Below are 20,179 nucleotides of genomic sequence, written 5' to 3'. Positions count from 1 at the left end.
ATTTTTTATTATTACTAAATTATAATAGATTAAAGTCGTTAGTTGTCAAGTAAAGTAACAAAAGGGGCAATAAATAATGGAAAAAATTCTGATTAATGAACTTACTCCTGAGATGAAAATTATCAAGACAGACAAGCCCTGGATAAAAATAGCATTTTTGCCTCAAAATTCCACTTTTGAAGAAAAAGTCAAACTGCTAAAAAATTATGGTGTAAAAGAGGTATATGTAAAGTCAAATAAAAGGGGAGTACAATTTAAACCTATCACTTCAAGCTTTGAAGCAAAATTTTCAGAATTTATTGTTTCACATCCTGAAGACATGGAATTTTCAGTCAACTATTATCCTACAGTAGAAGAGGTTGTACAATTACAGGAGATGCATTCTGAAGCAAAAAAAAGAACCAAAGCTTTGTTGGAAGATGCCCGTATAGGAAATACCGTTAACACAAGTGCCGGTATGGATATTGTAGAAAGCTTCGTAGATTCCTGTTTTAAAAAACCAACTCTTGTTGCAAGTCTATCAAGATTAAAGGACTTTGATGACTACACTTTTACCCACTCTCTCAATGTAAGTGTTCTTTCAATTTCACTTGGAAAAAGACTCGGAATGAACACCGACGAGCTAAGAATTCTTGGAATTGGAGCGCTTTTCCATGATATTGGTAAAATGAAAGTACCTGAGCACATTTTAAATAAACCCGGAAAATTTACTGACGAAGAGTTTGAAATAATGAAACAACATCCATTACTGGGATTTGAGCTACTTAAAAATGATAAATTATTGCCAGAAAGTTCCAAAAAGTGTATATTAGAGCATCATGAAAGGGCAGATGGGAGCGGATATCCAGGTAGGCTTGAAGAAAAAAATATCTCAAAGCCTGGCAAAATAACCTCTATTGTTGACGTATACGATGCCATGACAAGTGACAGGGTTTATCATAAGGGGATGCCTGCACATGACGCTATAAAACTTATGTTCAGCTGGTCAGGAAAACATTTCAATAAAGTTCTGGTCAAATTTTTTGTTGATATTATGGGGATTTATCCTACCGGGACGCTTGTCCTTCTTAATTCAGGTGAGCTTGCAATAGTATACGAAATTAACAAAAACGACCCAACCAGACCGTTAGTGCTTATTATTAGTGACTCAGAAAAAAAGAAAATTGAACCTTTTATATTTGATCTTTCAAAATACAATCTGGTAACCCAAATATATTATAAAACAATTGTTTCACCAATAGACCCAAAACCTTACAATATAAATCCTAATGAATATATTGAAAATTTTTCCAAAAAAGCTATGGGAGTGTTGAGATGAAAAAAAACTATTATGCCTTGACCTTTGTAAGCATTGACAAACCCGGAATTGTTGCAGAGGTTACAAAAGTATTACTGGAAAATGGTTTTAACATTGAAGATTCGAGTTCCACTTTACTTCGTGGTTTTTTCTCCATGATACTTATTGTCAGTCATCAAAAAATATTTACTGAAGATGAGATATCTTCCATGTTCTCCAATTCTTGCAAAAAACTTGATCTTTCTATCAGCATCAAGCTTATAGAAAATATGGAGCCAATCAAAAAATATGAAAAAACATATATTGTATCAGTCTATGGCTCCGACAAGCCCGGTATTGTTTACAAGGTTGCAAAGTTTCTTAGTGATAAAAAAATCAACATTATTGACCTGCAGACAAAAGTAGCCGGAAAAAAAGACAAGCCTCTTTATATAATGGTTATGGAAGTAAACGTACCATCAAACCTTGATGAGTCCTGGATACTCTCATTAAAATCAATTTCTGATGAACTCGGCACTGACATAAATGTCAGACAAATAGAGACATACGAGTTTTAACATGGCAATTAGAGAAGTATTAACATACCCAAATCCGATTTTGAAGAAAATATCTGAAGAGGTTTCAGAAATCACGGCCGATGTTAAAGAAACAATTACCGACTTGATGGATACAATGGATAGCACTTCCCACTCAGTAGGGATAGCTGCCCCACAAATTGGCAAACTATACAGAATAATTGCCATTGATGCATCCAAAAATAAAAAATGTACAAACCATCATGGTAAAATGATAATGATAAATCCTGAAATATTAAAATGGGAAGGGATGCTTCAGTTCAGGGAAGGGTGTATGAGCCTTCCGGACTACACAGGAAATGTAAACAGGGCGAGAAAAATTTTGGTGCAGTTTCAGGATGAAAACCTCAACACCAGGGCTATAGAGGCTGAAGAGTTTGAGGCAGTGCTGATACAGCACGAAATTGATCATCTTGATGGCGTGCTTTTTATTGACAGAATTATTTCAAAAAGAACAGACTTGTTCAGGAGGAAAAAGTACAAATGAAAATCGTTATAACCCAAAAACTCCCTTTTGAAATTGAAAAATACCTTCAAGGATTTACTCTTGACTATAACAAAACGGACAGAGATTTAACCATGGATGAGCTTAAAGTGAAAATTTCTGATGCTGACGGGCTCATATGTATGCTGTCTGACAGGATTGACAAGTCCATAATTGATGCCGGACAAAAATTAAAGGTTATTGCAAATTATGCTGTTGGCTATAATAATATAGACGTCACTTATGCCGGACAAAAAGGAATAGTTGTCTGCAATACACCGGATGTCCTCACCGAAACCACTGCAGAGCTTGCTGTGGCACTTTTGCTCTCAGTCTCAAGACGCATTGTTGAGGGGCATAAATTTGTTGAAGAGGGAAAATTTGTTGGCTGGAAGCCGGAACTACTTCTTGGGACTGATTTATACAAAAAAACCGTTGGCATCTTTGGTTTTGGTAAAATTGGCCAGACAATAGGGAGAATTTTAAAAGGGTTTGACGTAAAAATACTCTACCACACAAGACATAAAAATTTTCAGGCCGAGCTTCTTACCGGTGCAGAGTACACTGATTTTGAAAAATTACTGAAAGAGTCTGACTTTATAATAATTGCTGCCCCTTTAAATGAATCTACCAAACATAAATTCACAATTAACGAATTTAAATTGATGAAAAAAACTGCCATTTTGGTAAATATCGGGAGAGGACCCATAGTTAAAGAAAACGACCTTTACTTTGCCCTTAAGGAAAAAATTATTCGAGGGGCAGGGCTTGATGTCTTTGAGTTTGAGCCAAAAATTTATGAAGGATTGTTTGAGCTTAATAATGTTGTCATGCTTCCCCATATTGGAAGTGCCTCAGAGGAAACAAGAAAAGCAATGGCAAAACTATGCTGTGACAGTGTAATTGACGTCCTGATAAACAAAAATAAACCGATTTATTCTGTAAACTAAAAAATGTCTGGTCATAAATCTATGACCAGACAACACCCTGTGGTTCTAACACCAACTCTTTTTCTGTATCTGAATGTTCTTCACCCATTTCAACCAAAGAATAACAATCTGTTGATTCTATTAAAGCCCTAGCAAACTGGTTGTTTAGCTGGTGACCCGAACGATAAGCACGTATATGGCCCAATATAGGGTAACCTATCAAAGATATATCACCAACCAGATCAAGGATTTTATGTCTAACAAACTCATCTTCAAACCTTAACCCTTCAGGATTAAGTACGCCTTCTTCACCAATTACAACTGCATTTTCAAGAGATCCACCTTTTGCAAGCCCCATCTTCCAGAGACTCTCAACCTCATTTTTAAAACCAAATGTTCTGGCTCTTGCAATATCATTTACATAACTTTCAGCAGTAACATTAACAAACTTCTTCTGTACAGAGAGCAACGGATGATTAAAATCTATCCCAAAAGTTATTTTAAAAAATCTCGAAGGGATAATCTCAATCCATTTATCTTGCAAATCAACTCGTATCCTTCTGTTAACTTTTAAAAATTTTTTATTTTTTCCCAACTCCTTTATACCTGCATCAAGAATCATTTCAACAATAGGCTTTGAGCTTCCATCAAGAATTGGAATTTCAGGGCCATCTACTTCAATCAGTGCATTGTCCACACCAAGACCGTAAAGCGCTGACATCAAATGTTCGATTGTGCTTATAGGAAAATCACCACATTTTATACCCGTGGCAAGCTGGGTAGTTATTACACTGTATGGCGAAACGGCAACAGATTCGCTGTTTTTGACATCAACTCGCATAAATCTTATGCCTGTATCGGGAAAAGCAGGAGATATCTTTACCTTTATATTACTTCCGGTATGAAGCCCTACACCTTCAAATAAAATATCTTTTTTTATAGTTGTCTGTTTCATTTTTACCTCAATGTATATTCACTGAAGTCTAATTAAGCAAAAAATATGCCACTCACTTTTTAGAACTTTTTGACAATTTTTGTGGAATTTATACTACACCATCAGTAAATGTGTATATTTTTTTATACATCAACAAGCCTGACTTCCGCATTCTCAAATTTTGTAAACTCTTTTATAAACGCAAGAGGTATCGTACCGGTAGGTCCGTTTCTATGCTTGGCAACAATGACCTCTGCAATACCAGGGTATTTTGTTTCTTTATTGTAAAATTCGTCCCTGTACAAAAATATTATCAGGTCAGCATCCTGCTCGATGGCACCAGACTCCCTTAAATCTGAAGGAACAGGTCTCTTGTCTGTTCTGCTTTCAACAGACCTGTTTAGCTGGGAAAGTGCTATCACAGGGACGTCAAGCTCTTTGGCAAGTGCCTTCAACGACCTTGAAATCTCTGAAATTTGCTGCTCTCTGCTATCTGCCCTTGAACCAGACATAAGTTGCAAATAGTCGACTATAATAAGGTCAAGACCCACATCTCTTTTAATTCTTCTGCATTTTGCCCTTATCTCCATTGAAGATATTGCCGGAGTATCATCTATATAAATGTTTAGCTCATTCAATTGCCCGGCAACAGAAGCAAGTTTTGTCCACTCTTCCATGTTAAACCTTCCACTTCTAAGCTTTGAGGATTCTATTCTTGCCTCGGAAGACAGAAGCCTTTGTACAAGCTGTCCGGAAGACATTTCAAGTGAAAAAACTGCAACTGATTTTTTATACTTGCTCGCTGCATTAAGCGCAATATTTAACGCAAAAGCCGTTTTACCCATCCCTGGCCTTCCGGCGACAATTATAAGGTCTGATTTTTGCAATCCATTGGTCATTTTGTCAAGGTCAACAAAGCCTGTAGGCGTACCGGTGATTTTATCTTTTCGGTTATACAATGATTCCAAAATCTCAAACGTATCTTTTATTATACTGCCAATGTTTCTTACTTCGCTTTTTAATTTATACTCGGCAATCCTGAAAATATTTTTTTCCGCTTCATCAAGTATTTCAGACACTTCTCCATAGTGAGAAAAACACTTTTCAGAAATTTCTGATGTAGCAGCAATAAGATTTCTAAGCAGTGCCTTATCTTTAACAATATTTGCGTAATATACAATATTTGCAGCATTTGGTATTATATCCACAAGAGCAGACACATATTCAATTCCACCAGCCTTTTGCAACAAGTCCGTATCATTAAGTCTTGATGTCAAAGTTACTATATCAATAGGCTTATTTTCTTCACTGAGCCGCACAAGAGTTGAATAAATCACCCTGTGTGCAGGATGATAAAAATCGTCACTATTCAATAAGTGTACCACTTTATCAAGAGACTTGTCCTCAAGAAGCACCGAAGCAATTACTGCACGCTCTGCTTCCAAATCATGAGGAGGCATTTTGGGGTCTTTTATACTATTCTGCATCAACTACTACCTTCAACTGTCCTTTGATCCCTTTGTAAATATTTACATCAACAATATGAACCCCAACCTCTTTTATAGGATTCTTCATATCTATCAATTTTTTATCAAGCTGAATACCAAATTTGTTCACTTCATCTGCTAAATCTGAAGATGTAATTGCACCAAACAGTCTCCCTTTTTCACCGGCTTTCTTCTTCATCTTTACTTCAACAGTTTTAAGTTGTTCAGCCAATTTTTTAGCATTTAATAACCTTTGCTCTTCCGTTGCTGCTATCTTTTCCAGTTTTTTGTTCAATTTATCAAGATTTTCCTTTGTAGCCTCAACAGCAAGATTATTCTTAAACAGATAATTGCGTGCATACCCCTCCTTCACCTCTTTTATTTCATTGGCTTTGGCCACATTTTTAACATCCTTAAGAAAAATCACTTTCATTTCTCATTACCTCCGATACAATTTTTTTTGAAAAACCATAGTCATACCCTCTAGCAATCAGATATCTTAGTAGTTTTTCATAAACTTTCAAATCTTTTTTTCCTGATAACACATAATATCTTTTACTTATCTTTTCTTTCAAAGACTCTTCAATCTGTTCAATATGATTATCAAAATATTCGTATACCATTTCTTTAAAATCAGTTAGCCCTTTAATATACAATATTTCATAGATTTTTGCGGGACCATACAACATGTCAGTCTTATAGGAAATTATATTTCTCGCAAGCCTTAAATCATCTATAAAGCCTTTTTCTTTAAACTCTTCAATAACTTCTTCCAAAATTTCCATTTCAGGCCTAAACTTATTTTTAACTTTTTCCCTCAACTCCTTCTCAGAATAATCCTTCAAAGAAATTAGCTTATAAAGGTAACTATAGATTTTCTGTCTGGTCTTCATTCCAGGAAATATTGGATGTGCTGCTTATCCCTTTTACCCTTAAAGTAAAGTCATCAGGCTTATTAGCCCATTTCAATGCTTCTTCAAAAGTAATTAAGTCTTTCTTATATAGATCAAACAAAGACTGGTCAAAACTCTGGCTACCATAAACACTTTTACCAGCCTCAACATAGTCATGAATCATTGAAGTCTTTTCTTTGTCAATTATACACTCTCTGACAGTGGGTGTATTAATCATAATTTCCACCGCCGGCACCCTTCCCTTTCCATCTTTTCTACTAACAAGTCTCATTGAAATTACAGCTCTCAAAATCGAAGCAAGCTGTATTCTCACCTGCCTTTGATGGTATGGTGGAAACACGGAAATAATTCTGTTTATAGTTTCCGGAGCATTTAAGGTATGCAAAGTTGACATTACAAGGTGACCGGTTTCTGCTGCCAGCATAGCGGTTTCAATAGTTTCAAGATCCCTCATCTCACCTACAAGAATTACATCCGGGTCCTGCCTCAAGCACCTTTTTAATGCTTCAGCAAAACTAAGCGTATCCGAGCCTATTTCCCTCTGCGAAATTATAGATTTGTTGTCTCTGTGCAAAAATTCTATAGGATCTTCAATAGTGATAATATTTACGTCTTTACTGTTGTTTATGTGATCAATCATCGATGCAAGCGTAGTTGACTTACCGCTACCTGTAGTTCCCGTAACAAGTATCAAGCCTCTGTTTTCAAGAGAAATCTTTTTTATTACCTCCGGCAGGTTAAGACCATCTATGTTTGGAATATCTTTCGGGATAGACCTGAAAACGATAACAACCGTCCCTCTTTGAATATAAGCATTGACCCTGAATCTTCCAAGATTAGGGATACTATATGAGAAATCCGCCTCAAAAGTTTCTTTAAATTTTGCCTTAACATGGTTGTTCATTATTGTGGCTGCTATCTTTAATGTATCTTCACCGGTAAGTTTAGGAAATTCGGGTATATTAAGAAGTTTGCCATCAATCCTGAAAATAGGATGCCTGCCAACTTTCAGGTGGACGTCAGATGCCCTTCTTTTTAACGCCAACGAAAGAATTTCATTGATTTCTACCATAAATATACCCTCATTATTTATTCAAAATTCCCTATTCCTCAGGCTGAACAAGTCCGTATTTGGCTTTAAGAGCATTTTCAATCTCAAGTGCGACTTCAGGGTTATCTTTCAAAAATGTCCTCACGTTTTCCTTCCCCTGCCCAAGCTTTTGATCCTTATAGCTAAACCACGCACCGGACTTATTTATTATATCAGCATCCGTTGCCATATCAATCAAAATACCTTCCTTGGAGATTCCGGTACCAAACATTATATCAAATTCTGCCTGTCTGAAAGGAGGAGCCACCTTATTTTTAACAACTTTTGCAACTACATGATTGCCCACAGTTTCATCTTTATCCTTCAATGAAGTAGTTCTTCTTATTTCTATCCTTAATGAAGCATAAAATTTCAGTGCATTGCCACCTGTAGTTGTTTCAGGATTTCCAAACATAACACCTATTTTTTGTCTTGTCTGATTTATAAAAATAAGTGCAGTCTTTGATTTATTTACAATAGCTGTAAGTTTTCTCAAAGCCTGACTCATAAGTCTTGCCTGAAGGCCCATATGGGCATCACCCATTTCTCCATCTATCTCAGCTCTTGGAGTAAGAGCTGCAACAGAGTCCACCACGATAACGTCTATTGCACCACTTCTAACAAGTGTCTCTGTTATTTCAAGGGCGGCTTCACCACTGTCAGGTTGGCTGACAAGAAGGTTGTCCGTATCCACTCCAATAGCATTTGCGTAAATAGGGTCAAGGGCATGCTCAGCATCAATAAATGCTGCCACTCCCCCTCTTTTTTGTGCTTCAGCGATAACATGTAGAGCAACAGTAGTCTTTCCGCTGCTTTCACTTCCATAAATTTCAGTTATTCTTCCTCTTGGAATACCGCCCACGCCAAGGGCTATATCAAGGGACAACGCTCCTGTAGGTATTACAGGAGGTCTTTCGATAGCTTTATCTCCAAGGCGCATAACAGCCCCTTTACCAAAATCTTTTTCAATTTTGCTCATCGCAAGCTCAATAGCTTTAAGTTTGTTACTGTCCATTATTTCACCTCTTCAAATTTATCTTAAATATAGTCTCATAAACCGGGCCATTACTCTTAAGCGTGCTTTTTATAAATAAAATCTCATACACACTAAAATATTTTACCGCTGATTCCGATAAAAATCTATTAAAATTGTCATCATCTGAAACTTTTTTTATCCTTGCCAGAGTAAGGTGTGCTTTAAAAGGCTTCCTGTCAAACTCTACAAAATCAAGTTGTTTCTCAAGTTTTTTTCTAAGTATAAATAACTCTTCGGACACACATTTTACAAAGCAGACTGATGGCATTTTGTTTCTGTAAAAAAGACTATATTTTTCAAGCTTTATCTCAAAACTACCATACCCTGAAAAGTCTTTCAAAGCGTCTGCAACCATATCTTTTTGCCTGTCTGTTATATCTTCAAAGAAAAACAAAGTTATATGCATCTGGTCATACCTGACTATTTTACCGGAGAAAGACCCAGCATATTCATTTATATGTCCAAAATAATGTTTGCAAATATCAACAGGGGGTTTTATTGCAATAAAAGCTCTCATTTTATAATATCGATAGCAATTGAAAGAGCTGCATTGGCTGCCCTTTCCCTGATAGCTTCCCTGTCACCTCTAAACTCATATCTCTTAACTTCAACAGCATCTTTAAAAAGTACACCTATATATACCAATCCTACTGGCTTTTCCTCACTTCCACCATCAGGGCCGGCAATCCCGGTCACAGATATGGCCAGATCACAATTAAATATTTTTTTTAGGCCATCAACCATATTTGCTGCGCACTCTTTGCTGACGGCACCATAATTTAAGAGCACATCTTCAGGCACATGCAATATTTTACTTTTCACATCATTGCTGTAAGCAACAATAGACCCCAAAAAAGCACTTGAACTTCCAGGGACATCGGTAATTTTCTTAGCAATAAGCCCTCCTGTACAACTCTCAGCAGTAGCTATCGTCAGTCCATTTTCAATCAATTTCCTCAAAAGAACACTCTGTAAACTTTCATCCCCAGTTCCGAAAAAATTATCATTTAGTTTTGATATTAATATCTGTTTTACTTTGTCCAGGTGCTGCAAGTTAAAACTTCTCAGTCTTACAATAATCTCACCTTTTGAAACATTTATAATGCACTCAACATCATCAGGCATATCAATATTTCTTATAACATCGTCCACGTCAGACTCGGGAAGCCCCTTAAACTTTAAATCCAGTCGGTACACCTCTTCTAATTTGAAGTTATTTTTGATAAAATCCAGCATAGAGCTTTCAAAAACATGCTTCATTTCATATGGGATACCAGGAAGAGAGAAACAAAACCCTTTTTTCGTCTTTACAGCAAAACCTAAGGCAGTTCCAACTTTATTGTCAAACAACAAACAACCTTTTGGTAGCATAGCCTGCCTTTTGTGGCTTTCTTTAATCGTTACCCCCCTGCTTGATAACATAGAAGTTATGTGATTAAGTGCAATTTCATTCACTTCAAAGTCGTAATAAAAAGCTTCTGCACAGGCACAAGAAGTCAAATCATCAAAAGTAGGACCAAGCCCTCCGGTTGTAACAATAATCTCCGAGTCATTTTCTGCCAATCTCAAAGCATCTACGATTTCATTCAGGTTATCTTTTAAGAGATTGACTCTCTTGATGTTTATCCCGAGATTAGAAAGAAACCTGGCAAGGTAGGCAGAATTTGTATCAATTATACTTCCTTCAAGAAGCTCATTGCCAATTGCAAAAATAGAACAATTTATCATACAAATCCTTTTATAACAAAAAACACAATAATGGCATAAATTGCAGCTACCATATCATCAAGCATTATCCCGACACCGCCTCCAACTGCCTCTGCCTGGTTGGCGGGGTATACTTTTGTAATATCAAAAAGTCTAAACAACAAAAAGCTCAACAATACATTCATGAATGTAAATTCTACGAACATCAGGATAAAATAATAAGCTGCTATTTCATCTATAACAACCTCACCCGGATCTTTTTTTTCATAAAAACTTTCATAGTATTCAGCAGAAATTATCCCTATGACAAAGAGAACAAGAAATACAAAAAACTTACCGAAAAGTGAAAGCCAAAAACTCATAGCTATTAACGGAATAGCGACAAGTGTTCCTATGGTACCGGGAATTAATTTCGAATAGCCGCTATAAAATCCTGTTGCAACCAAAATTAGAAAATTATGCATTTGCAATCTCCAGGGCTTTTTTAAGGTCTATTCTCCCTTCATAAAATGCTTTACCAACAATACATCCGTACACTTTTTCTGTTTTTCTGAGAGCCTCCACATCTTCAATCCCTTTTAGCCCTCCTGAAGCAATTACATTAAATTTGGTTTTCTCTGCAAGATTTACTGTCGCTTCCACATTCACACCTGTCAGCATCCCATCCCTTCCTATATCGGTATAGATAACACTCTCCGGCTCATAGTCTGAATATATTTCAAGTACTTCATGGGCAGACAGGTTGCTTTTTTCATACCAGCCTTCTGTTGCGACAAAACCATCTCTTGCATCAACCCCAAGGATAATCTGTCCGGGATATTTTTTAAGGAGCGTTTTCACAAACTCCGGATTTTTTACTGTTGCAGTGCCGAGAATAACAAATTTAACCCCAAGATTAAAATAATCTTCAGCTCGTTTTATGTCCCTTATCCCTCCCCCTACTTCAACCACCAGGGAAGTGTTTTTAACGATACTTTCGATCACCTTAAAATTTGTTGTTTTACCTTCTTTAGCACCATTTAAATCCACAATGTGAATTCTCCTGATGTTTAAATCCTGAAAAAATTTTGCCGCATCAACAGGGTTTTCAAAATATTCTTTTCTTTTATCCATATCACCTTTTTCAAGCCTTACAGCCTTACCATCATATATGTCTATTGCTGGTATAACAAGCATCATAATTCTCCAAATCTTTTAAGTATTTCAAGTCCCAGATCCTGACTTTTTTCAGGATGAAACTGTACCCCAAGAACATTTTCTTTTTGAACAGCCGCACTAAAATTCAAACCGTATTCACATACAAGGGCAGTCGAATCGAGCACAGGTGCATAGTAGGAATGAACAAAGTATAAAAAACTGTTATCTTGAACAAAATCGAAAAAAGTCCCGGCTTTTGATTTTTTTACATTATTCCAGCCCATATGAGGTATTTTTAAACCATTTTTTACCAACTCATCAGGAAATTTAACCACATCACCTTCAAGTATCCCAAGCCCCTTGTGCTCGCCAAACTCAAAACTTCTTTCAAAAAGCAGCTGCATACCTACACATATCCCCAAAAAAGGTTTACCGGTGTCAATAAAATCATAAATAGGACCTATAAACTTGGCCCTTTCAAGTCCATCATAACAGTCCTTAAAAGCTCCTACTCCAGGCAGAATAACCTTGTCAGCTTTTTTTAAATCTTCGGGATTTGCGGAAATAACAGATTTTAGATTGAGGCTTATAAGGGCATTATTGACACTCTGCAGATTACCCATGCCATAATCTATTATTACTATCATATCTAAATCACCCCTTTGGTACTCGGAATACCCTCACCAACAACACTTACTGCCATCCTCAAACTTCTTGCTACAGCCTTAAAAACCGCTTCGGCAATGTGGTGTGTATTTTTTCCAAACCTTTTAACAATATGGATGTTAGCCTTCAAGTTATCTGAAAAAGCCCTGAAAAACTCCTCAACCAGCTCCACATCAAATTCACCAGCCTTATCAGTAAAGTAAGCAACATCATAATTAAAATAAGTCCTGCCTGAAAGATCCATTGCACACTCTATCAGGGTTTCATCCATTGGCAAAAGGAAAAAGCCATATCTGTTTATCCCTTTCTTGTCCCCAAGTGCCCCCAGTATGCACTGGCCAAGCACTATAGCGGTATCTTCAACAGTATGGTGGTAATCTATATGTGTATCCCCTTTTACCTTAACAGTTAAATCTATGTTTGAATGCTTTGAAAAAAGCTCAAGCATATGATCAAAAAAACCTATTCCAGTGTCAATCTTGTGCTCTCCTGTCCCGTCAAGATTTACTTCCACAAAAACTTCCGTTTCGGCTGTTGCTCTTTTTAAACTGCTTTTTCTCAAGCTAGCCCCCTTCAAGCATATAAAAATTGACAATACTTTTTTATAATATTATCTTATAATGTTTTAAAAGTAAATTTTTTTCAACCAAAATAAGAAGGTTAAGGCAGAGGAAACAAAAATGAGCTACATTAAAGATATAAGAAACACTTACAACATTCTGGATGCTGATCTTGAAAATATTTTAAAAATCAGCGATAAAATGCTCTCCTACAAAGATGAGTTTGTCAGTGACATTCAATTGTTTATACAGGGGAAGCTTGACTTAGTTGAATTGCCTTCTGACTACAATATTACGAAATATGTGCAGATGCTGGAATTATGGTACACAAAGTTTTTCAAGGCAGAAATAAACAACGACTTCATCAATTATACGGCAAGAATGGTGGCTACATTCAATGAAATAACCATAGATAATCAAACTTTTATATCGATTTTCTCATTTATTAGAACATGGATTCATGAAAAAATATTTCAGCAGATTGAATACGACATAGTAAGAAAAAATATTTTGTTATCTTTTCATAAAATTTTAGATGTCCAGATGAGCCTTATAAATACTGCCTACACAAACATCGAAGTAAACAAATATACCAGAGCATTCAGTTTTAAAAACAAACTAATCTCTTTTTCCGAAAGGTTTATGCTCTTTGGTCATTTTCTGCTGGTTATAATACTTATCGGCCTTACATTTGGCGCAATCGTATTTCTGGGACTTGAAACATACCACCATTATCTAAACCAGCCCCAGGATATTATTATATATGCACTCGGCTCATTATTAATTTTATGGGTTTTGATTGAACTTTTACATACGGAAATACAATCTATAAAAGGTGGCAAGTTAAAGATAAGCATATTCTTGGGGGTTGCACTTATTGCTTTTGTGAGAGAAGTTCTAATAATAAAATTGCAACATAAAGAGACAGGGATGCAGATGTATACGGCAATTGCCGCAATTTTGGTACTTGGAATCGTATATTTTATCACGGCACTGATAGAAAAAAATGAAACAAAAAGGAGATATAAATGATTGTTGGTTTGGCAAAAAAGTTGTTTGGCACATACAACGACAGATACTTGAAAAAATGCATGAGTGTTGTGCAGGAAATTAATAAACTTGAGCAAACACTCGAAAAGATGTCAGATGAGGAGTTAAAAGCACAAAGCAATAAATTCAAGCAAATGCTGAGTGAAGGGATGTCACTTGATGATATTCTTGTTGAAGCTTTTGCAACTGTAAGGGAAACGTCAAAACGGACTCTTTCGATGAGGCATTTCGACGTACAGCTTATCGGTGGTTACGTCCTTCATAAGGGTAAAATTGCCGAAATGAAAACTGGTGAAGGTAAAACACTTGTAGCAACTCTTGCACTCTATCTCAACGCATTAAGCGGCAAAGGGGCTCACCTTGTCACGGTAAATGATTATCTTGCAAGAAGGGACGCAACCTGGATGGGGCCTATTTATCTTTTCCTGGGACTTTCAGTTGGCATTATTCAGCATGAAAAATCCTTTAAAGTGGTATGGGAAGATGAATCAAAATTCAAGACAACAATAGTTGAATGCTCAAGAAAAGAGGCTTATGATGCCGATATAACATACGGTACAAACAATGAGTTTGGTTTTGATTATCTTCGCGACAACATGAAATATGATTTTGGCGATTTTGTTCAAAGAGAATTAAATTATGCAATAGTTGATGAAGTAGACAGCATTCTTATAGATGAAGCAAGGACGCCTCTAATAATAAGTGGCCCCACTGACCAGTCCACTGACAAATATTACATAGTCGACAATGTAGTAAGAAATCTTAAAAAAGATATAGACTATACTCTTGATGAAAAAGAAAAAAATGCAAAACTTACTGATGAGGGGATAAACAAGGTAGAAAAAGCACTCAACGTTGATAATCTTTTTGATGTAAGAAATGTAGACCTGCTTCACTATGTCAACAATGCCCTTAAAGCTCACGCCATCTTCAAAAGGGATGTGGACTACGTTGTTCAAAATGGTCAGATAGTGATTGTAGATGAATTCACCGGAAGGCTTATGCCGGGCCGTAGATACTCTGATGGTCTTCATCAGGCCCTTGAGGCAAAAGAACAGGTCAAGATAGAAAATGAAAACCAGACCCTTGCATCTATCACATTTCAAAATTATTTCAGAATGTATGACAAACTTGCAGGAATGACCGGTACCGCTGCAACTGAAGCACAGGAATTTAGAGAAATCTATGGACTTGACGTCATTGTTATCCCAACCAACAAACCTATGATCAGAAAAGATTATCCTGACCAGATATATAAAACAGCAAAAGAAAAATATGATGCTATCATCAAAGATATAGTCGAAAATCATAAAATCGGCAGGCCTGTGCTTGTTGGAACAGTTTCCATAGAAAAATCGGAACTTTTGAGCAGGTTACTTACAAAAAAGGGGATTCCCCATGAAGTATTGAACGCCAAGCACCATGAAAAGGAAGCGTTAATTGTTGCTAAGGCCGGCGAAAAAGGTGCTGTAACGATTGCCACAAACATGGCTGGCCGTGGTACAGACATCAAGGTCAAGCAGGAAATCCTTGATTTGGGCGGCCTTCACATTATAGGTACCGAAAGACATGAATCAAGAAGGATTGACAACCAGTTAAGAGGTAGAACAGGGCGTCAGGGGGATCCTGGTTCATCAAGATTTTATCTTTCCCTTGAAGATGACCTTTTAAGGATTTTCGGCTCAGAAAAAATCGCATATATAATGGACAAACTTGGTATGCAGGAAGGGGAACCGATAGAACATTCACTTATTACAAAGTCAATCGAAAATGCCCAGAAAAAAGTGGAAGCCATGCACTTTGAAATCCGTAAACATCTTCTTGAATATGACAACGTAATGAATCAACAGCGTAATGTTATTTATTCATTGAGAAAAGATATTCTCCACGGAGAGGATATAGAAAATATTCTGAAAGAAAATATTGAAAATGTAATTGACGGACTTTTTGAAGATTATGTTATAGCCCCCAACATAATCGATGAAGACTCTCTTAAAAAACATGTTGAAGAAATTTTCGGGATAGAATTTTCATTTGATGGTATAAGCAAAAAGAATTCTGAAACATACAGCAGCAGTTTAAAGGAAAAAGTTTTTGAAAAGTTTCAAAACAAAAAAGAAGAACTTGGAGGGCACTTCACAGGATTTTCAAGATTTTTGATGATGAACATTCTCGACAGTAAATGGAAAGAACACCTTTTAAATATGGACCATTTGAGGGACAGCGTAGGGCTAAGGGGTTACGGTCAAAAAGATCCGTTAATAGAATACAAAAAAGAATCCTATACACTTTTTGTCAATATGCTTAACAAAATAAATCTTGAGACGGTAAGATTTCTCTTCCATGTCCAGATAAAGATAGAAGACCAGGAAGAACTTGAATTAAAGAAAAAAGAAACTGAGCTTAAAGAAGAAAGGAGAGATATTTTTGGAAATTCAAATGAGGAAAGTGACAGAAAATCTCCAGTAAGAAGGGATACGCCAAAAGTTGGACGCAACGACCCATGCCCATGCGGTAGTGGGAAAAAATATAAAAAATGCTGTGGAGTTAATGAAAATTAGCAATTTGCACCGGTTAGCAAATAGCCGGTGCTTTTATACCTGCCACAATAAAATGTTTTCTTAACGTGTTATAAATTTCAACATTTTCAAAGCCTGCCAAGGTAAGCTGTTTTGCCACATCATCAACCTCGCATCTGACTTCATATGGCGGCCCTTCGTCCATTTCCTCTTTTTTCCAATCAACTATGAGAATCTTACCACCTGATTTGAGCAGCCTGAAAGACTCTTTTAAAATTGAATCCGGATTTTCAAGTTCGTGATGCAGATTTATCATAACAACAACATCCGCGATTTCACTGTCCAAAGGTACTTTTGTTTCATCTGATTTTAACGGGATTATCTCTGGATACTTTTCAGACAAATTTTCCCTCATCCAATTTATCATATCATCTGACAAATCGCATGCATAAATTCTCTGGCAGGAAAACTCCTTCAATAAAGCTACGCTAAAAAAACCGGTGCCGGCTCCAATATCCACAATTACATCCACACTGCCCAAGCCAACAATATCTCTAATTACATAAGGTGGAATATCTTTTAGTCTTTCAGGATTGTTTAACTTTTGCAGTTTCTTGGGATTAAATTTTTTTGACATTCTGCACCCTAAAATTTAAATTTTTTAATAGCAAAATATTACAAAACTTTTAAGCTGAAAATATAAAATTGGCAACTTGATTTTTTTAAAAAAGGCTTTAGTTTTATTATAAATTTTAAATCCGGAGCTTTTATGTTTACCAGGCGAAACTTTCTCAAAATATCATCACTTGCTGCGGCTTATTTAACTGGATTTGCAAAAAAGGTTTATCCGGACGAATATTCCAATGTTTTTATTGCAGAATCAGAAGATATAAAAAAAGCAGTAAGGCATGCTGTTGATATGGCCGGGGGGATTGCCAGGTATGTCAAAAAAAATGATGTAGTAGCTTTAAAGCCAAATATGGCCTGGGCAAGAGCACCTGAGTATGCAGCCAATACAAACCCCATTGTAGTAGCTGAAGTTGCAAACTTATGTTTTAAGGCAGGAGCAAAAGAGGTGTATATTACCGATAACCCCTGCAATAATCCCCGTTCTGTATTTCTACTTTCAGAGATTCCAAAACATGCCGAAAAAACCGGTGCAAAAGTTTTTATCCCTCAAAAAAGGGATTATAAAGAAATGAAGATAGGAGGACAATTTATCAAAGAGTGGGATGTTTTGGAAGTTTTTAAAAATGTTGACAAAGTGATAAATATCCCTGTTGCAAAGCAACATGGCTCTTCAGTGCTAACATCTTCAATGAAAAACTGGCTTGGTGCAGTGGGCGGTTTCAGAGGGTTTATGCATCAGAATCTTCATGTTGCTATCTATGAACTTGCAGCTTTTTTCAGGCCTGATTTGAATATTATCGACTGCTCGAGAGTACTTTTAAGAAATGGTCCCACCGGTGGAAATCTAAATGATGTAAAAGTCTTAAACAGAATTATTGCAACAGAAGACCAAGCAGCAGGGGACTCTGTCGCTGCAGGATATATCGGTTTTTCCCCGGAATCAATAGAGTATCTTCAAATTGCACAAAGAAAAAAATTTGGGAACATTTCAAAAAGTGCCATAAAAATTTATTATGAAAAAATTTAGACTGTTCAGTCAAATTTTCTTTTTACTACTTTTCTTTTATTTTTTTATCAACACGCTCATAAACAATACCGCTTTTAATAGTGAGTTTGAACTTAAAGAGGGGGTAGTCTATATTTTTGCAAGCGATCCACTTTTGGCAGTTACTGCATTTTTTGCTACAGGCACTCTAAAATGGATTTTTATAATTTCTGCCTTTTTTGTTGTGATGACTCTGATATTTGGAAGAGTATTTTGTGGTTTTGTATGCCCAATGGGAACAATCCTTCACTTTTTCAGCTTTATTGCCAAAAAAATCACATCATTCAATATTAGAACACCGGAATATGACAAAAAAATAACCATAAAGTACTATATTCTATTTACCATAGTATATTTGTCTTTATTTGAAATAAATGTTTCCGGGTATCTGGACCCTTTGGCTTTGTTATTTAAAATCTTAAATATTTTTATTCTCCCAATATTGGAAGTCATTTATAATTTTAACAGCCTCCCCTATGCACTACAGGACATCCTATTTTACAATGTACTTGGCAGAGAGACCATGTACTATGAAGGGGCATGGTTTTTTGGAACGATTTTTACATTATTAATCCTTTTGAATTTTGTAAAAAGTAGATTTTGGTGCAGATACATATGCCCCCTCGGAGCTTTTTACGGAGTCATGGCCAAATATAGCTTTTTCAAAATCAAAACAACAAAATGTACAAATTGCTATTTATGTGATAATAGCTGTTTGGCAGGTGCAAACCCTTCATCTGAGAATTTTAAAAGTAGTGAATGTATGTTGCTATTTAACTGTCTAAATAGCTGCAAAAATGAAGCTGTTTTATATTCAAAAGATTTAAAACCATCTAATCTTGATTTTGGTAGAAGAAAAGTTATCAAATCTCTGGGCCTAAGTACTGCAGCAATTGCAATATTTGCTGTATCCAAGAAGAATCCGGCAAAGAATGAGTACCTCATTAGACCTCCTGGAGCTTTACCGGAAGATGAATTTTTGAAGACCTGCATAAGATGTGGAGCCTGTATGAAGGTTTGTCCTGAAAACTTTCTTGCACCATCTATTGTAGAGGGCGGAATACTGGATTTATTTAGCCCGATAGGTAAGCCGGACTTCGGCTACTGTCTTTATAACTGCAACCTTTGCGGAAAAGCTTGCCCAACAGGAGCTATTAAAAAACTTTCCGTTTCGGAAAAACAAAAATTTGTTATAGGTACGGCATTTATTGATAAAGACAGATGCCTTCCTTATGCTTACAAAATCAATTGCGCCGTATGCGAAGAACATTGCCCGACCACCAAAAAAGCTATCCATTTTGACATTGAAGATTCATTTGATAAAAATGGAGAAAAAATCAAACTAAAAAAACCTGTAATTGATCCTGAAAGCTGCATCGGATGCGGAATATGTCAATTTAAATGCCCTGTTACGGACAAACCTGCGATTTACATTACTTCCATTAAAAATGGCGGTATTCTTACCAATTACATCTATTAATCTTTTCTATTACTGGTAATGGCTTGCCTATAAAATACCCTTGCATATAGTCTATCTTCAGTTCTGCTACCTTTTCTGCAATCTCTTCTGTTTCAATAAACTCAGCTATAGTTTTTATTCCAAACTCCTCAGTCAATATCAACAGCGATCTTACGATAGCAAGGTCTTTGGTGTTGAAAAGCATATTCTTTATGAAGTCTCCTTCAATTTTAACAAAATCGACAGGGAATCTTTTTATATAATCATAAGAAGAAAAACCAGAGCCAAAATCATCAATTGCAAACTTAAACCCTTCCGCCTTAAGGTTTAAGACAAATTTTTCAAGAATTTTTAAGTTTTTCACAGTCTCTCTTTCCGTCAGCTCAAGCACAATATTTTCCGGGTTTATATTATATTTCCTGGTTAAACTAATCAGGTTATCTATATATTCACTTATTACAAGGGATTTTGGTGAAAGGTTTATAAATAGTGTGATATCTTCATTTTCTAACATCTTGAATGTATTTTCAAGCATTAAATAATCAATTTTCAAAATGCTTCCCACCCTTTCTGCAATCTCAATAAACTCATATGCCGAAACAATTTTGTCGCCCAGATCAATCCTACAAAGAACTTCGTACATATTGATTTCTTTATCTG

General features: G+C 36.1%; 22 protein-coding genes. 8 read left to right on the top strand and 14 right to left on the bottom strand.

The window, feature by feature from the left end; genetic code table 11:
* Window positions 1-76: 76 nt before the first annotated feature.
* Genes ACTCAF_RS08110 through ACTCAF_RS08095 form a run of 4 tightly spaced genes read left to right on the top strand, consistent with a single transcriptional unit; the run spans window position 77 to window position 3,306 of the window.
* Entirely contained in the window at window positions 77-1,318 is a 1,242-nt protein-coding gene (locus ACTCAF_RS08110; RefSeq protein ID WP_463062787.1) for an HD-GYP domain-containing protein, read from the top strand.
* Window positions 1,315-1,854, top strand: a complete 540-nt coding sequence (locus tag ACTCAF_RS08105) for a glycine cleavage system transcriptional repressor (RefSeq protein WP_463062786.1) — start codon at window positions 1,315-1,317, stop codon at window positions 1,852-1,854. The genes ACTCAF_RS08110 and ACTCAF_RS08105 overlap by 4 nt, the downstream gene beginning before the upstream one ends.
* 1 nt (window position 1,855) lies before the next feature.
* Complete coding sequence (def, locus tag ACTCAF_RS08100) at window positions 1,856-2,359, top strand: peptide deformylase (RefSeq protein WP_463062785.1); 504 nt, start codon at window positions 1,856-1,858, stop codon at window positions 2,357-2,359.
* Window positions 2,356-3,306 (top strand): 2-hydroxyacid dehydrogenase, encoded by a 951-nt coding sequence (locus ACTCAF_RS08095; RefSeq protein ID WP_463062784.1) that lies wholly within the window; start codon window positions 2,356-2,358, stop codon window positions 3,304-3,306. The genes def and ACTCAF_RS08095 overlap by 4 nt, the downstream gene beginning before the upstream one ends.
* A gap of 19 nt (window positions 3,307-3,325) precedes the next feature.
* Here ACTCAF_RS08095 and lpxC read toward each other — a convergent pair whose 3' ends face one another.
* From lpxC to hisB, 12 genes are all read right to left on the bottom strand, one after another.
* Window positions 3,326-4,240 carry a UDP-3-O-acyl-N-acetylglucosamine deacetylase gene (gene lpxC, locus ACTCAF_RS08090; protein ID WP_463062783.1) on the bottom strand — a complete coding sequence of 305 codons (915 nt, stop codon included), beginning with the start codon at window positions 4,238-4,240 and terminating at the stop codon, window positions 3,326-3,328.
* 122 nt (window positions 4,241-4,362) lie between these two features.
* Window positions 4,363-5,706, bottom strand: coding sequence for a replicative DNA helicase (dnaB, locus tag ACTCAF_RS08085; protein ID WP_463062782.1), 1,344 nt, complete (start codon window positions 5,704-5,706; stop codon window positions 4,363-4,365).
* Window positions 5,696-6,139 (bottom strand): 50S ribosomal protein L9, encoded by a 444-nt coding sequence (gene rplI, locus ACTCAF_RS08080; RefSeq protein WP_463062781.1) that lies wholly within the window; start codon window positions 6,137-6,139, stop codon window positions 5,696-5,698. Before rplI ends, dnaB begins: the two co-directional genes overlap by 11 nt.
* Entirely contained in the window at window positions 6,120-6,551 is a 432-nt protein-coding gene (locus ACTCAF_RS08075; RefSeq protein WP_463062780.1) for a regulatory protein RecX, read from the bottom strand. Before ACTCAF_RS08075 ends, rplI begins: the two co-directional genes overlap by 20 nt.
* A gap of 22 nt (window positions 6,552-6,573) precedes the next feature.
* Window positions 6,574-7,692 carry a type IV pilus twitching motility protein PilT gene (locus ACTCAF_RS08070; RefSeq protein ID WP_463062779.1) on the bottom strand — a complete coding sequence of 373 codons (1,119 nt, stop codon included), beginning with the start codon at window positions 7,690-7,692 and terminating at the stop codon, window positions 6,574-6,576.
* Window positions 7,693-7,723: 31 nt separating this feature from the next.
* A complete protein-coding gene (gene recA, locus ACTCAF_RS08065) occupies window positions 7,724-8,725 on the bottom strand; it encodes a recombinase RecA (protein WP_463062778.1) in 1,002 nt (333 codons plus the stop codon).
* A gap of 4 nt (window positions 8,726-8,729) precedes the next feature.
* Entirely contained in the window at window positions 8,730-9,263 is a 534-nt protein-coding gene (gene thpR / locus ACTCAF_RS08060; protein WP_463062777.1) for an RNA 2',3'-cyclic phosphodiesterase, read from the bottom strand.
* Window positions 9,260-10,474 (bottom strand): CinA family nicotinamide mononucleotide deamidase-related protein, encoded by a 1,215-nt coding sequence (locus tag ACTCAF_RS08055; protein ID WP_463062776.1) that lies wholly within the window; start codon window positions 10,472-10,474, stop codon window positions 9,260-9,262. The genes thpR and ACTCAF_RS08055 overlap by 4 nt, the downstream gene beginning before the upstream one ends.
* On the bottom strand, window positions 10,471-10,917 hold the full coding sequence (locus ACTCAF_RS08050; protein WP_463062775.1) for a phosphatidylglycerophosphatase A family protein: 447 nt from the start codon (window positions 10,915-10,917) through the stop codon (window positions 10,471-10,473). Before ACTCAF_RS08050 ends, ACTCAF_RS08055 begins: the two co-directional genes overlap by 4 nt.
* The gene (gene hisA, locus ACTCAF_RS08045; protein ID WP_463062774.1) at window positions 10,910-11,629 is read right to left on the bottom strand and encodes a 1-(5-phosphoribosyl)-5-[(5-phosphoribosylamino)methylideneamino]imidazole-4-carboxamide isomerase; all 720 of its coding nucleotides are present in this window, start codon (window positions 11,627-11,629) and stop codon (window positions 10,910-10,912) included. Before hisA ends, ACTCAF_RS08050 begins: the two co-directional genes overlap by 8 nt.
* A complete protein-coding gene (hisH, locus tag ACTCAF_RS08040; RefSeq protein ID WP_463062773.1) occupies window positions 11,629-12,237 on the bottom strand; it encodes an imidazole glycerol phosphate synthase subunit HisH in 609 nt (202 codons plus the stop codon). The genes hisA and hisH overlap by 1 nt, the downstream gene beginning before the upstream one ends.
* 2 nt (window positions 12,238-12,239) lie before the next feature.
* Entirely contained in the window at window positions 12,240-12,818 is a 579-nt protein-coding gene (gene hisB / locus ACTCAF_RS08035; protein ID WP_463062772.1) for an imidazoleglycerol-phosphate dehydratase HisB, read from the bottom strand.
* A 118-nt stretch (window positions 12,819-12,936) separates the two neighbouring features.
* On the opposite strand from hisB, the gene ACTCAF_RS08030 reads away from it, so the two are divergent.
* Window positions 12,937-13,848: a phosphate-starvation-inducible PsiE family protein gene (locus ACTCAF_RS08030; protein WP_463062771.1), complete on the top strand. Its 912-nt coding sequence runs from the start codon at window positions 12,937-12,939 to the stop codon at window positions 13,846-13,848.
* The gene (gene secA, locus ACTCAF_RS08025) at window positions 13,845-16,427 is read left to right on the top strand and encodes a preprotein translocase subunit SecA (RefSeq protein ID WP_463062770.1); all 2,583 of its coding nucleotides are present in this window, start codon (window positions 13,845-13,847) and stop codon (window positions 16,425-16,427) included. The genes ACTCAF_RS08030 and secA overlap by 4 nt, the downstream gene beginning before the upstream one ends.
* Before the next feature lie 13 nt (window positions 16,428-16,440).
* Here the strand turns inward: secA and ACTCAF_RS08020 are convergent, their stop codons facing one another.
* Window positions 16,441-17,022 (bottom strand): class I SAM-dependent methyltransferase, encoded by a 582-nt coding sequence (locus tag ACTCAF_RS08020; protein WP_463062769.1) that lies wholly within the window; start codon window positions 17,020-17,022, stop codon window positions 16,441-16,443.
* 132 nt (window positions 17,023-17,154) lie between these two features.
* Between ACTCAF_RS08020 and ACTCAF_RS08015 the strand changes: the two genes are divergently transcribed.
* A complete protein-coding gene (locus ACTCAF_RS08015; RefSeq protein ID WP_463062768.1) occupies window positions 17,155-18,042 on the top strand; it encodes a DUF362 domain-containing protein in 888 nt (295 codons plus the stop codon).
* Window positions 18,029-19,540 (top strand): 4Fe-4S dicluster domain-containing protein, encoded by a 1,512-nt coding sequence (locus ACTCAF_RS08010; protein ID WP_463062767.1) that lies wholly within the window; start codon window positions 18,029-18,031, stop codon window positions 19,538-19,540. The genes ACTCAF_RS08015 and ACTCAF_RS08010 overlap by 14 nt, the downstream gene beginning before the upstream one ends.
* Here the strand turns inward: ACTCAF_RS08010 and ACTCAF_RS08005 are convergent.
* Window positions 19,521-20,179: EAL domain-containing protein (locus tag ACTCAF_RS08005; protein WP_463062766.1), on the bottom strand; the 659-nt coding region annotated here is incomplete at its 5' end. The two genes, ACTCAF_RS08010 and ACTCAF_RS08005, sit on opposite strands and share 20 nt — an antisense overlap.

The sequence above is a fragment of the Deferrivibrio sp. genome, assembly GCF_055117995.1.
Note: the sequence above shows the minus strand (reverse complement) of the source record. Positions and strands in the feature narration are given on the sequence as shown.